The organism is Photobacterium japonica (assembly GCF_050337005.1).
In the GTDB taxonomy this organism is placed as follows: Bacteria; Pseudomonadota; Gammaproteobacteria; order Enterobacterales; family Vibrionaceae; genus Photobacterium; species Photobacterium japonica.
Map to the genome: position 1 here is coordinate 1 of NZ_JAKJSN010000066.1, position 13,081 is coordinate 13,081.

The window sequence follows — 13,081 nt, forward strand, 5'->3', positions numbered from 1 at the left end:
TGCCAGTACGTGAACGCCAAAAAGGCAACGGCTAACAGCACGATAACGCTCATGCCCCACCATCCCCAAGCCAGAGGCCAAAAACCAGGGGCTTCAGGGAGGTGAATGTCAGCCAGCGGCAATAACGGTGTGGTTGATGGATTAGCCATTGAACCCTCCCTCTTGCGATGAACGATGTTGCGATGCACTAAAGCCCAGTTGCTGCATGAGCGGTTGCGCGGCGGAAAGCAGATGTAATGGAATGGCTAACCGCTTGCAGAGTGCTTGCAAGAACTGCTGATGCGCGTGGTATTGCTGGTTTAAACCTTCACGGGTACGTGCCGCGGAAAAGTCGAGCCAGGTTGCTTGCTGGTTATCGGTTACGTATTCGATACCGTTGAAGGTCGTTTGACCACGCTCCAGAGGGTCATAAACATGCACAAACTGGATGCGATTATGCTGCCGGAGTTGGCTTAGCCGACGTTGGTCTGAATCCGTTAACTGGTAAAAATCACTCAGAATGACAATTTCACTGCCTTTGGGACAAAGGTGGTGAAGGTGTTTCAAGGCATCTGAAAACGGCAGCAGTGATGTTGGTGCTTGTAAGGCATTTTCACTGACACGCTGGTGAGCGGCAATCATTGCATTAATGACACTGAGCGGACCTTGTTGGCGTCCTGTTGGCTTGCAATCCACCAGCTGATGCCCATCGTAGATAATGGCCCCAATGCGATCCTTCTCACTGACCGCAAGCCAACTGAGTAAGCTGGCAAAATGTGCCGCTTGAACAGATTTCAACAGCAACTGAGAGCCAAAACACATGCTTGCATTAAGGTCGATCAACAACATAACGGGCTGTTCGCGTTCTTCAGTGAACAACTTGGTGTGGGTTTTTCCTGTACGGGCCGTGACACGCCAATCGATGGCGCGAATGTCATCCCCCGGTTGGTAGGGACGCACTTCGGAGAAGTTCATGCCCCGACCTTTACGGCGACTTTGATGCTGACCATTCAGCTGCGACCAAACGCTTTGCGCTGGCGGAAGCCAGCGCACGGATTGATTTTTGTATTGTAACAGCTCAGCCAGACACAAATTGACACCATCACTGTGTAAAGGCAGTGCTGGGGTCGGTGTGTGTGTTGTCATGCGCAAGCCACCTGTGCAATCAAGTGTTCAACAATCGTATCGGCCGCGATACCTTCAGCCTGTGCTTCATAGCTACGAAGCAGGCGATGGCGCAATACAGGGTATGCCATGGCTTGTACGTCTTCCGGGGTCACATAATCACGCCCAGAGATCCACGCATGAGCACGGGCACAGCGGTCTAAGGCCAAGGTAGCACGCGGGCTGACGCCCATTTGTAACCAACCAGCTAATTGTTCGCTGTAACGGTTTGGTTCACGTGTCGCCATGATTAAACGAATAATGTATTGCTCGACATCGTCCGCCATATGAATCGTCAGCACTTCTTTGCGGGCGGTGAAAATATCTTGCTGGCTTATGTGGACTGACTCGGTCGGTGCGACACCCAGGGCTTCACCGCGGTTTAGACGCAAAATGTCCAGTTCACTGGCCGCATTCGGGTAGTTCACATTCAACTGCAATAAGAAACGGTCAAGTTGGGCTTCTGGCAGTGGGTAAGTCCCTTCTTGCTCTATCGGGTTCTGTGTCGCCATCACCAAGAACAAATCAGGCAGCGGGTAGGTTTTTTTACCGGCCGTGATTTGCTTTTCAGCCATGGCTTCTAACATTGCAGCCTGTACTTTGGCTGGGGCGCGGTTAATTTCATCGGCCAGTAGCAGGGCATTAAAAATAGGGCCTTGTTGAAAGATAAACTCGCCGGTTTCAGGGCGATAAATATCAGTACCGGTTAAATCGGCGGGTAGCAGGTCGGGGGTAAATTGAATGCGGTGAAATTGTCCTTCAATACAATCTGAAAGCACTTTGACGGCACGGGTTTTTGCCAGACCGGGAGGGCCTTCAACCAGAATATGCCCATCTGCCAGTAAGGCAATCATTAACTGTTTAACAAGATCAGGCTGACCAATAACCTGAGAATTCAGGTATGTCTGAAGGCGTTGGAATGTAGATGTCAACATGGATGGAATGTGTCCTTTAATAAAACAGTCAGAAACAATATACCCAAGCTACCTCAAGCTATGTGCATCAATAATGAGTGATCGCATTTATGTTGAGCATATAACGCCTATTCATCGGCGTCTGAAGTTGCTTGGGTATATAGCGATTATCTCTTAAGTGTAAGTGATTGAGATACGTTAGCTATATGGTCTGTGAGACTGAATCTAAAGGGTTAAGTTCCTCTTCTGCGATCAATGGTAGCCTGTCTGGTTGTTTTTTAGACGATGGTGCATGTTTTGTATGTTTCAATAGCGCATATTTGTGTTTACCGTGTCACATTTTAGAACATTCGTTAGTCTGATATCCCCCAATAATACGCCTCAATCACCTCCTATACGCCTCAATTTATCCTGTCTTTTACTGCTGCATAACGACCCAGATTGCAGTAACCAAGGGAGATCATTTCTGTCATTGATTGTACGCATTTTAAGCTATCTATATGATTTTTAGGTATTAACAAGGTATTCGGTTAGCGCACAGTGAAAAACAACAATATTGACACAATTAAAGATTAAACCTGTTTCAAACTGTAAGTGTGATTCTATTCAGGAATATTGGTATGACCATGAATGCTTTGTGTTGATATTAATATGTGCATGTGTTCTTATAATATTTATGCAATGCAACAGTCACTAAAGTGTCTTTATAGCTAGCTAGGATGCAAATTAAAGAAACATGTGAACTGAATAAACGTTCATGTTGGTTAGTGATTTTCACAGCAATGTCTTGCTAAGTTATTGTTAATGAGAATCAAGGTCGTTATCGCGATGAAATGGAGTCTTCTGAAATGAGTAAAAATGCATTAGTAACTGGTGCGAAGGGTGGTATTGGTTCGTCGATTACCAAAGGATTGGTTGACGCAGGGTTTCGCGTTATTGCAACGTATTATCCAAATGGTGAAGCCAAAGCAAAGGAATGGTTTAAAGAGAATAATTATTCAGAAGATCAGGTTCGTCTTTTCCCATTAGATGTTACAGATACCGCTTACTGCCAAGAAGCGCTGGCAACATTATTGCAGGAAGAAGGTAACATTGACGTGTTGGTCAACAATGCAGGGATCACACGTGACACAACCTTTAAACGTATGACGAAAGAGCAGTGGGATGACGTTATTTCCACCAACCTCAATAGTCTATTTAATGTGACACAGCCACTTTTCGCCGCAATGTGTGAGCGTGGTAATGCGCGAATCATCAATATCACGTCAGTAAACGGTCTGAAAGGCCAGTTTGGTCAAGCCAACTATTCTGCAGCGAAAGCGGGCATGATTGGTTTCACCAAAGCCTTAGCAGCAGAAGGTGCACGTTCTGGTGTTACTGTGAACGCGATTGCCCCTGGTTACACTGGCACGCCAATGGTTGAAGCCATCAAGCCAGAAGTCCTTGATAGCATTAAAGCCGAAATTCCAATGAAACGCCTTGCTGCACCAGCGGAAGTGGCAGCAGCCGTTACATTCTTAGCAAGCGACGCAGCAGCCTACATCACTGGCGAAACATTGTCAGTGAATGGCGGTTTGTACATGCACTAATTCTGCACATTGAATTAATTAAGTGATAGTGAAAGGACGCAAGTAATCATGACCAAAGTATATATTGTTGCTGCAAAACGTACGCCTCTGGGTAGCTTTAACGGTGCATTGAAATCCGTGCCGGCTGCACAACTTGCTGCTGTCGCAATCAAAGCGGCACTGGAAGAAGCCAAAATTGATCCGACCAATCTTGATGAAGTAATTCTGGGGAACGTTGTTGGTGCCGGTCAAGGAATGGGCCCAGGTCGTCAAGCCGCGATTTATGCAGGTATCCCACAAGAAGTACCCGCTTACAGCCTAAATATGGTGTGTGGTTCAGGCATGAAAGCCGTTATGGATGCGGCAGCACACATTAAAGCAGGCGATGCAGACCTTGTTGTGGCTGCGGGTGCGGAAAACATGTCTCAAATTCCATTCTGCGCGTCGTCTGCCATTCGTGACGGGCAAAAAATGGGTAACCTAGAACTGACTGACTTGTTGGTTGCTGATGGTTTGACGGATGTCTTCAACAACTACCACATGGGTGTGACGGCGGAAAACGTGGTCGAAAAAGTAGGCCTGACCCGTGAACAGCAAGATAACTTTGCACTGGCGAGCCAGCAAAAAGCCGTTGCTGCGATTGAGCAGGGTAAATTTGCTGAGGAAATCGCACCTGTAGAAGTGACAGTACGTCGTCAAACAAGCGTTGTGGATACTGATGAATATCCAAAAGCCGATGCGAGCATTGAAGGGTTAGCGAAATTGCGTCCAGCCTTTAAGCGTGAAGGCGGTTCAGTAACTGCCGGTAATGCATCAGGCATTAACGACGGTGCGAGTGCCATCATTGTTGCCTCTGAAGCAGCCGTTGCTAAATATGGTCTGACACCACTTGCAGAAGTTGAAAGCTATGCACAAGCAGGTGTTGCCCCTGAAATTATGGGCTTAGGTCCGGTTCCTGCGGTTGTTAAAGCTCTTGATAAAGCGAACTTGTCACTCGATTCTGTCGGCTTGTTTGAATTTAATGAAGCCTTTGCAGGACAAGCATTGGGTGTATTGCATGAATTAGCGGATGAGCTAAACGTGAAGGTTGAAGACCTTGCGGAACGCTCAAACGTAAACGGTGGCGCGATCGCCCTTGGTCACCCATTGGGTGCATCAGGCAACCGTATTTTGGTGAGCCTGCTTCATGAAATGCGCCGTCGTGGTACAGAGCACGGCCTAGCTACCTTATGTGTAGGTGGCGGCATGGGTACAGCAGTTGTTTTGAAACGCGTTTAATTAAACCAGTATTGTGCCTGATATTGAATAATGCAGGCACACAGAAAAAATTACTTACTATGAAGGAAAAAGCTATGTATACGGATATGTTCAAGTCTTTCTCTGAGCAAACAGAAAAATCTCTGGCACCTTATGTGAAATTCAACAAGCTATTCACTAAGAATGTAGAAGAGCTAACTGAGCTACAACTTGCTGCAGTTCGTGCTTACACTGACCTAGGTCTATCTCAGCTGAAAGCCGTGAGCGAAGTAAAAGATGTACAGTCTTTTGCTGAGTTCAACAGCCAGCAGCTTGAAACATTGACTAAGCTTTCTCAGCAGCTTATCGATGACAGCAATAAATTCTCAGCAGTTGCACAGACGTTTAAAACTGAAGTTGAAGAGCTTGTTGCAGAAAATGTAAACCAAGTAACTCCAGCTTAATGACATGACCACAGAGCCGTCCCAGTATTGGGGCGGCTTTATTAGTCCTAATATAGAGGTCATTGTAATGAACCATAACTTCTTTTCGGACTACTTTGCCAAGCTCCATGAAATGAACCAAATGTGGTGGAAGGAGCTGGATTCCGGCAAGGCAGCCATCAACAGTCCCCTAAATAAAGCACTGAACGAACTTAGCTTTGAAGATACAACGAAGCTATTAGAAAAAGCCGCAACACAGCCTGCTGTGCTTGCGAAAGTGCAAATGGACTGGTGGGATAACCAATTAAAGATTTGGCAGAACGTCACGATGAATAATGGTGACGGTGATGCATTAATTAAGCCTGAGAAAGATGATAAGCGCTTCATGGACCCTGCTTGGGAAAATGAGGCGTTTTACAATTATATCAAGCAATCATATTTGCTATTCAGTAATACAATGAAAGACACGATCGATTCTATTGATGGAATCGATGATAATGCGAAAGAACGTTTGAGCTTCTTTTCACGTCAAGCGATTAACGCACTGTCTCCAACGAACTTTGTCACCACTAACCCAGAGTTAGCGAAGTTGACTGTGGAAAGTAACGGCCAGAACTTGGTTAAGGGAATGGAGTTACTTCAGCAGGATATTCAATCCAGTGCCGACGTACTTAAAATTCGCATGACCAATGACGGTGCTTTCCATCTGGGTGAAAACGTGGCGAATACGCCGGGCGATGTGGTTTACAAAAACCACCTGTTTGAGCTGATTCAATACAAACCGACGACTGAAAAAGTCAATGCGACGCCATTGTTGATCGTGCCGCCCTTCATTAATAAATATTATATCTTGGATCTTCGTGAGAAGAACTCCATGGTGCGCTGGCTGGTAGAGCAAGGGCATACGGTATTTATGATGTCGTGGCGAAATCCAGATGCCAGCATGTTTGACATCGACTTTGATGACTACGTGGTAGACGGTGTGGTAAAAGCCGTTGACGTGATTGAAGAAGTGACTGGCGAGAAGCAAATCAATGCAGCGGGTTATTGCATTGGTGGTACGCTGCTTGCCATTACGTTGGCTTATAAGTCGGCGAAGCGCATGCGCAGCCGTATTAAGTCAGCCACGTTCTTCACGACGTTGTTGGATTTCTCTCAACCAGGGGAAATCGGTGCTTACATCAATGACCCGATCATTTCGGCGATTGAAGCACAAAATGAAGCAAAAGGGTACATGGATGGGCGTTCACTCAGTGTGACGTTTAGCCTTCTGCGTGAAAACAGCCTGTATTGGAACTACTACATCAATAATTACCTGAAAGGTAACAGCCCAATTGATTTCGATCTGTTGTACTGGAATGGTGATAGTACCAATGTGGCCGTGGCATGTCATAGCACCTTATTGCGTCAATTCTATTTGGAAAACCGTCTGATTGATCCGAAAGGCTACAAAATAAATGGCGTGTATATTGATCTGAAGAAGATCAAAATCCCGACTTACTTTATTTCTACCCAAGAAGATCATATTGCTCTATGGCAAGGTACATACCGCGGCGCGAAGACCCTGGGGGGTAAATCGACGTTTGTATTGGGTGAATCTGGACATATTGCAGGGATTGTTAACCATCCAACGAAGAATAAATATGGCTTCTGGACGAACGACAAAGCCGTTACGGACCCTGATGCATGGCTGGATGGCGCGAAGCGTCAAGAAGGTTCATGGTGGGGGCATTGGGACAACTGGTTAGCTGGGTTTGAAACCGAGGAACAAGTTGAACCACGTCAAGCGGGGAGCGAACAATTCCCTGTGAGAGCCAATGCACCGGGTGATTATGTTCTGCAGAAATTGCCTATTGAAGTGTCTAACGCGATGAGCGACAAAAAGGAAAAAGCGGTTAACTAACCGTTTTCTCCACTCGCTGTCATGTTGATATAGCGACTCAAAAACCAGTGCTGAGCACTGGTTTTTTTATGCCTGTGTTTTAAGCAAAAGGGAACGGCAAGATAGCAATCTAACAACGGGGCGGGGTAATAATGAAAAAGATGAAAACAGCCAGTTGATGGGGTCAACTGGCTGTCTGTCTAGAATAAATGGGGATCAATATAGCGTCGTCATTCTGACTTGGTCGGTGCTAAGCTGCCGAACTGGTGGCAAACAGATCCGCAGGGATTGGCATCGCCGTTAATTGCGGAGATATGATCAGATCCGCCTCGGTAACCGCTTGAATCTCATCCAACGTGACACCGGGGGCGAGTTCAATCAGCATCATGCCTTTCGGGGTAATCTCAATTACACCAAATTCGGTGATGATTAAATCGACCTGATTGGCCGCCGTCAGTGGTAGCGAACACTGTTTTAACAGCTTTGGCTGCCCTTTAACGGTGTGCTCCATAGCAACAATGACTTTCTTCGCGCCAACCACGAGATCCATCGCGCCGCCCATACCGGGTACCATTTTGCCTGGAATGATCCAGTTGGCTAGATTGCCGTGCTGATCCACTTGCAACGCGCCAAGTACGGTCACATCGACGTGACCACCACGGATGATCGTGAACGAATCGGCACTGTTGAAATAGCATGCACCGGTGGTTGCCGTGATAGGCTGGCCACCCGCATTCACCAAATCAGGATCACGGGTGGCGTCAGTCGCCATCTCCCCAATCCCAATCAGACCATTTTCAGATTGCAGTAAAATTTCGATGTCGCGACTTGTTTCGTTCGCCACAAGCGAAGGCAGGCCAATCCCCAAGTTCACCACGTCGCCGTCGTTGAGTTCTTGCGCCACACGCCAAGCAATCATGCGGCGAACTTGTTGTTTATCTCGTACGATAGTCATGATTAGGCTCCTTGATAAATATGATTCACGAAAAGGCTAGGGGTATGTACGCATTCCGGTTCAATGTCACCGGTATTCACGAGATTTTCCGCTTCAACCACCACAATGTCAGCGGCCGTTGCCATCATTGGGTTGAAGTTCTGGGTGGTACGCTTGTAAAACACATTGCCTTTGTGGTCGACAATCGAACCACGAATGAAGGCTAAGTCAGCACGCAGTGGTTTTTCCAATAAGAAGTCTTTGCCATCAATGGTGATCACGTCTTTGCCTTCTGCAACCAGTGTACCGAGTCCCGTCGGAGTCAGCACGCCGCCTAAGCCCGCGCCCGCGGCACGGATGCGCTCGGCCAGCGTGCCTTGGGGGACTAACTCCACCTCGAGCTCGCCGCTATTCATGAGTGCGCCTGTCTCTGGGTTGGTACCAATGTGCGACGCATACAGCTTGCGAATACGTTTGGCACGAATTAAGCGGCCGGATCCGGTTTCAGGCGTGCCGGTATCGGTGCTGATCAGGGTCAGGTTTTTCACCCCAGATTCAAGGATGATATCAATCAAGCCTTCAGGGGCACCATTGGCCATAAAGCCGCCAATCATAATGGTCATATCATCACGCAGTAGCGCAGCAATATCTTGAGCAGAAATGTGTTTTTTCATGGAAGATGGCTCCTTTATGCAAAATCGCAACGGCGAAGGATAACTGCGGTGCCCATGCCGCCCCCGATACACAGGGAAGCGAGGCCATAGTCGTGGCCAGCACGGTGCATTTCATAAATCAAACTGGTGAGAATACGGTTGCCAGAAGCACCCAATGGATGACCCAGAGCGATGGCCCCACCATTGACATTGGTGTGCGCGGCAAGCCAATTAGGATCAACATCATGTTGTTCGCACAAGCCTTTCATCACGCCTAAGGCTTGCGCTGCAAAGGCTTCATTCAATTCAAGACACGTAATGTCTATGAGGGCGAGATTTGTTTTCTCTAATGCATTAGCAATGGCGGGCACCGGACCCAATCCCATCACTTTGGGGGAGACTCCGGCTTGCCCACAGGCGACAATTTCAGCCAGTGGATGCAAATTATGACGCGCAACGGCAGCTGCCGACGCCAAGATAATGGCCGAGGCGCCATCGTTAATGCCTGACGCATTACCGGCCGTTACGCTGCCTTCTTTATTGAATGCCGGGCGCAAGGCTTGCAGCTTTTCAAAGGTGGTATCTGCTTTCGGGTACTCATCTTGTTCAACGGTGTATTGTTGACGGCGAAAGTCCACGGTGACAGGTTCAATCTCGGTCTGAAAACCGTGAGATTGCATGGCTGCTGCGGCTTTTTGCTGGCTGGCAACGGCATACGCATCCTGCGCGTCACGTGAAATGTCGTATAACGCCGCGATGTTTTCTGCTGTGTTTCCCATGTGGTATTGGTTAAACACATCTGTCAGGCCATCTTTAATGATGCTGTCTTCCAGCATCTGATTGCCCATTTTCACGCCTTGACGAAGCTGGCTAGATGAAATGAACGGAGCTTGTGACATGCTTTCCATCCCACATGCCACCACAATATCAGCCTCGCCAGCACGAATGTGGCTTACGCCATCCATCACGGTTTTCATGCCACTGCCACAGATCATATTCAGGGTATATGCCGGAACAGTCTCTGGGATCCCTGCAAGGATAGCGGCTTGGCGGCCCGGCCCCATCCCGATGCCCGCGCTGAGTACGTTACCCGCAATGACTTCATCGATGAAATCGGGCGACAGTTCGCACTGGGTCAATGCGGCTTTGATCGCGGTTGCACCGAGCTGCGGCGCAGAAAGAGGGGCCAGTGCGCCATTGAAAGCACCAATGGGCGTACGTTTAGCGGCGACGATATAAACAGGTTCCATACTACATCCTGTAATTGATTAACGAGGTTGCAATCAGTCTACGGATCCCCATCGTCAGAGTGTTATAGCCAATGTTTCAAATCATATTTGCGTAAATGCAAAAATAGGATGAGGGGTAGGTCACGTCACCGCTGTCCATTTCCACCTACTCTGGGTGTATTACGTGTTTGCCGCAGTATGAGCAGATCAGGGTTTCTACTACGAAAGGATAAATACCATGAGCTATATACTTGCATGCGCGCCATGCTGTTGGGGCGTTGAATCATCAGATAATCCACACAACCCAGATTGGATGAAAGTACTGACCGAAACGCGCTTGGCGGGTTATTTCGGCACAGAGCTTGGCCCATACGGTTTTCTGCCGTTAGATGCCGATGTGATCAACACCGCGTTGTTCCACAAAGAGCTCGATGTGTGCGCAGGAACGATTTTTGAGCCCTTGTCAGATCCGCGCCACTACGAAGAAATCATCAATAAAACCAAACGTCTTTGTGGTTTGTTAGAAAATATCGGGTGTGAGAAATTAGTCGTGATTGATTGCGTGAATGACATCCGTAGCCAATTTGCAGGCATGTCTGATCGTGCGCCACGGCTTGATGCCCCACATTGGATACACATGATGGATACGATTCGCGAAATCAGCGCGATAGCCAAGCAGCACAAAATACGTGCGGTGGTGCATCCGCATGCCGGCGGATATATCGAATATCAAGATGAAATCGACCGTGCATTACACGATCTGCCACACAGTGACGTAGGGTTATGCCTAGATACCGGCCACCTGTATTACGCCGGTATGGATCCCGCACAGAGCCTTATCGACTATGCCGATCGTCTTGAATATGTCCATTTTAAAGACGTGAATAAAGCCCGATTAGACGCGGCGATTGAACAGCAAGTTGGCTTCTGGCAAGCCTGCGCAGATGGCGTGATGTGCCCATTAGGGCAAGGGGCGATTGACTATCAACAGGTTGCCGCAGCGCTGTCTAGCATTGGCTATCATGGTTGGATCACCATAGAGCAAGAGCGTGATCCGCGTAATGCCGACACCACACTGCAAGACATTAAACAAAGTCGCCAGTTTTTGATTGAAAGTGGGTTGGCGTTATAGCGCAAACCGATCATACCGAATTCGATGTAGATTGATTTAAGGAAGTAATCATGAATGTAAAGGTAGCTTGTGCCCCTTGTTGCTGGGGCGTCGAAACATCAGAACTCAGTAATAATCCAAGCTGGGGACGCATTTTAGTGGAAGCGCGTGAAGCGGGATATGAAGGGATAGAACTGGGCCCCATTGGTTATTTCCCTGATGATCCCGAGGTGTTAAAAAGTGCGTTAAGAATCCGAGGCTTGAAAGCCTGTGCGGGTAATTTGCATGAACATTTCAGCGATCCCGATGCGCACGACCGCATTGTGGCGAAAGCAGAAAAAGAAGTGTGCCGCCTTGCTGCGATTGGCGTCGACAAGCTACTGATCATGGACACCGCGAATGCGATTCGCGATGCTTACATCGGACACGGTGTGATTGCACCGCGTTTAAGTAAAGATAAACAAGCGGCGATGATCGCGACAATATTGGCGGTGGTTGCCGTTGCAGAAAAACAGGCCATTCGTGTGTTATTGCACCCAAGTTCGGGCGGGTATGTGGCCTTTGAAGATGAGATTGCGGCCGTGATGAGCGCAATCTCTGCTGAAAAGTTAGGACTGTGTCTGGATGTCGGCCATTTATATATTGATGGCATGAAACCCGATGTCATGATCCGCCGCTATGCTGCGCGATTGGAGCATGTTCACCTGAAAGACATTGATGCCCAGCAGTTACATAACGCGTTGCGTGATCGTTGTGGTATCAGTCAGGCGTATTGTCAGGCGCTCACGCGACCATTAGGGCAAGGAAATATTAAGTTGGCTGATATCTGGACGTTGCTGCAACAGATTAACTACCAAGGCTGGCTGGTGGTTGAGCAAGAGCGTCCGGTGTATAACACTGAAAACGTGAAGCGAGATTTGGTGCAGAGCCGCGCTTATTTGTCTGAGTGTGGTGTGTAATGTAAATGCTCGTCACTGACCCTTGGTTTTATATCACGGCAGTACCTGCGGTATTGATATATGGGATCGGTAAAGGCGGTTTAGGCGGTGCGTTGGGGATCATTGCCGTGCCATTAATGGCATTGGTCGTGTCGCCAACGCAAGCTGCGGCGATTTTACTACCGATTTTATGCGTGATGGATGCATTTGCCGTAAAGCAGCATTATCGACATGCTGATTATACGATTTTGAAACAGATGTTACCGGGCTCATTGCTGGGTGTCTTTCTTGCGGGGGTATTTTTAAGTGTCACGCCAGAGGCGGGATTGAAGTTGCTGATCGGCGGATTGTCACTGCTGTTTTGTGTGCAATACCTGTTTCAACAAGGTGATCCTGCACCGAAAAAGCCGGGTGGCATCAGTGCCTGGTGGTGGAGTGGATTAGGGGGCTTTTCCAGTACCGCGATTCATGCGGGCGGAGGGCCGGCCAGCATTTATCTTCTGCCATTGAAATTACAAAAGGTCACGTTGATTGCCACCATGGCAGTGTTATTTGCCATTATCAACCTGTTCAAATTGATCCCGTATACCTTACTGGGTGAGTTTGATCGAACGAACGTATTGACCGCGTTGGTCTTGATGCCTTTAGCGCCGGTTGGCGTATACATGGGCGTCTGGTTGTTACACCGTGTGAGTCAGACAGGGGTGTACCGCTTGTGTTACCTGTTTTTGTTTATCTCGGGTATTAAGCTGTTCTTCGATGGCTTGGCCGCCAGTACTTTCGTTTAAATGTGCCTTTTAAATGACTTTACTGATCATCGAATAGCGGGTTGAAACCTGTCGTCGTCAAGACGAAAGAAAAGGAATGTTGTCGCAATACTAACGAGTCACATCGTGTTTGGGCTGGATAACGTGTTACACATCTGTGTGGGGCGTATATCCGGCCCTTTTTTTTATCCCCTTCATAGCGAACGAAAGATGGCGAACGAGAGATGAATCGCAGGGATCATGACAAAATATTAATGATCTTT

Annotated in this window: 13 protein-coding genes; 7 read left to right on the plus strand and 6 right to left on the minus strand. The window is 48.0% G+C overall.

Features of this window, described 5'->3' with window-relative positions; translation table 11 throughout:
• The 3 genes from L4C36_RS20380 to L4C36_RS20390 all read right to left on the minus strand — a co-directional run.
• Positions 1-149 (minus strand): DUF4381 domain-containing protein (locus L4C36_RS20380; protein ID WP_428479656.1); only part of this gene is annotated, 149 nt, incomplete at its 3' end.
• A complete protein-coding gene (locus L4C36_RS20385) occupies positions 142-1,125 on the minus strand; it encodes a DUF58 domain-containing protein (RefSeq protein ID WP_428479633.1) in 984 nt (327 codons plus the stop codon). The genes L4C36_RS20380 and L4C36_RS20385, both read right to left, overlap by 8 nt.
• On the minus strand, positions 1,122-2,078 hold the full coding sequence (locus L4C36_RS20390; RefSeq protein ID WP_428479634.1) for an AAA family ATPase: 957 nt from the start codon (positions 2,076-2,078) through the stop codon (positions 1,122-1,124). The genes L4C36_RS20385 and L4C36_RS20390 overlap by 4 nt, the downstream gene beginning before the upstream one ends.
• A gap of 827 nt (positions 2,079-2,905) precedes the next feature.
• On the opposite strand from L4C36_RS20390, the gene L4C36_RS20395 reads away from it, so the two are divergent.
• The 4 genes from L4C36_RS20395 to phaC all read left to right on the plus strand — a co-directional run bounded on the left by L4C36_RS20395 (position 2,906) and on the right by phaC (position 7,207).
• Entirely contained in the window at positions 2,906-3,646 is a 741-nt protein-coding gene (locus L4C36_RS20395; protein WP_428479635.1) for an SDR family oxidoreductase, read from the plus strand.
• A gap of 48 nt (positions 3,647-3,694) precedes the next feature.
• Positions 3,695-4,903, plus strand: coding sequence for an acetyl-CoA C-acetyltransferase (locus L4C36_RS20400; protein WP_428479636.1), 1,209 nt, complete (start codon positions 3,695-3,697; stop codon positions 4,901-4,903).
• Between the two features lie 74 nt (positions 4,904-4,977).
• The gene (locus L4C36_RS20405; protein WP_428479637.1) at positions 4,978-5,325 is read left to right on the plus strand and encodes a phasin family protein; all 348 of its coding nucleotides are present in this window, start codon (positions 4,978-4,980) and stop codon (positions 5,323-5,325) included.
• A 67-nt stretch (positions 5,326-5,392) separates the two neighbouring features.
• A complete protein-coding gene (gene phaC / locus L4C36_RS20410; RefSeq protein WP_428479638.1) occupies positions 5,393-7,207 on the plus strand; it encodes a class I poly(R)-hydroxyalkanoic acid synthase in 1,815 nt (604 codons plus the stop codon).
• Between the two features lie 229 nt (positions 7,208-7,436).
• Here the strand turns inward: phaC and L4C36_RS20415 are convergent, their stop codons facing one another.
• Genes L4C36_RS20415 through L4C36_RS20425 form a run of 3 tightly spaced genes read right to left on the minus strand, consistent with a single transcriptional unit; the run spans position 7,437 to position 10,023 of the window.
• Positions 7,437-8,141: a 3-oxoacid CoA-transferase subunit B gene (locus tag L4C36_RS20415; RefSeq protein WP_428479639.1), complete on the minus strand. Its 705-nt coding sequence runs from the start codon at positions 8,139-8,141 to the stop codon at positions 7,437-7,439.
• Between the two features lie 2 nt (positions 8,142-8,143).
• A complete protein-coding gene (locus L4C36_RS20420) occupies positions 8,144-8,794 on the minus strand; it encodes a CoA transferase subunit A (protein WP_428479640.1) in 651 nt (216 codons plus the stop codon).
• 14 nt (positions 8,795-8,808) lie between these two features.
• Positions 8,809-10,023, minus strand: coding sequence for an acetyl-CoA C-acetyltransferase (locus L4C36_RS20425; protein WP_428479641.1), 1,215 nt, complete (start codon positions 10,021-10,023; stop codon positions 8,809-8,811).
• 217 nt (positions 10,024-10,240) lie between these two features.
• Between L4C36_RS20425 and L4C36_RS20430 the strand changes: the two genes are divergently transcribed.
• From L4C36_RS20430 to L4C36_RS20440, 3 genes are read left to right on the plus strand one after another with little or no spacing between them, the layout of a single operon-like run.
• Positions 10,241-11,134: a TIM barrel protein gene (locus tag L4C36_RS20430; protein WP_428479642.1), complete on the plus strand. Its 894-nt coding sequence runs from the start codon at positions 10,241-10,243 to the stop codon at positions 11,132-11,134.
• A 50-nt stretch (positions 11,135-11,184) separates the two neighbouring features.
• The gene (locus L4C36_RS20435) at positions 11,185-12,072 is read left to right on the plus strand and encodes a sugar phosphate isomerase/epimerase family protein (RefSeq protein WP_428479643.1); all 888 of its coding nucleotides are present in this window, start codon (positions 11,185-11,187) and stop codon (positions 12,070-12,072) included.
• Positions 12,073-12,077: 5 nt separating this feature from the next.
• Complete coding sequence (locus L4C36_RS20440) at positions 12,078-12,839, plus strand: sulfite exporter TauE/SafE family protein (protein WP_428479644.1); 762 nt, start codon at positions 12,078-12,080, stop codon at positions 12,837-12,839.
• Positions 12,840-13,081: the final 242 nt, after the last annotated feature.

Coding starts and splice junctions, on each gene's coding strand:
- L4C36_RS20385 (WP_428479633.1), bottom strand. CDS start 1,125: ATGACAACACACACACCGACCCCAGCACTGCCTTTACACAGTGATGGT.
- L4C36_RS20390 (WP_428479634.1), bottom strand. CDS start 2,078: ATGTTGACATCTACATTCCAACGCCTTCAGACATACCTGAATTCTCAG.
- L4C36_RS20395 (WP_428479635.1), top strand. CDS start 2,906: ATGAGTAAAAATGCATTAGTAACTGGTGCGAAGGGTGGTATTGGTTCG.
- L4C36_RS20400 (WP_428479636.1), top strand. CDS start 3,695: ATGACCAAAGTATATATTGTTGCTGCAAAACGTACGCCTCTGGGTAGC.
- L4C36_RS20405 (WP_428479637.1), top strand. CDS start 4,978: ATGTATACGGATATGTTCAAGTCTTTCTCTGAGCAAACAGAAAAATCT.
- phaC (WP_428479638.1), top strand. CDS start 5,393: ATGAACCATAACTTCTTTTCGGACTACTTTGCCAAGCTCCATGAAATG.
- L4C36_RS20415 (WP_428479639.1), bottom strand. CDS start 8,141: ATGACTATCGTACGAGATAAACAACAAGTTCGCCGCATGATTGCTTGG.
- L4C36_RS20420 (WP_428479640.1), bottom strand. CDS start 8,794: ATGAAAAAACACATTTCTGCTCAAGATATTGCTGCGCTACTGCGTGAT.
- L4C36_RS20425 (WP_428479641.1), bottom strand. CDS start 10,023: ATGGAACCTGTTTATATCGTCGCCGCTAAACGTACGCCCATTGGTGCT.
- L4C36_RS20430 (WP_428479642.1), top strand. CDS start 10,241: ATGAGCTATATACTTGCATGCGCGCCATGCTGTTGGGGCGTTGAATCA.
- L4C36_RS20435 (WP_428479643.1), top strand. CDS start 11,185: ATGAATGTAAAGGTAGCTTGTGCCCCTTGTTGCTGGGGCGTCGAAACA.
- L4C36_RS20440 (WP_428479644.1), top strand. CDS start 12,078: ATGCTCGTCACTGACCCTTGGTTTTATATCACGGCAGTACCTGCGGTA.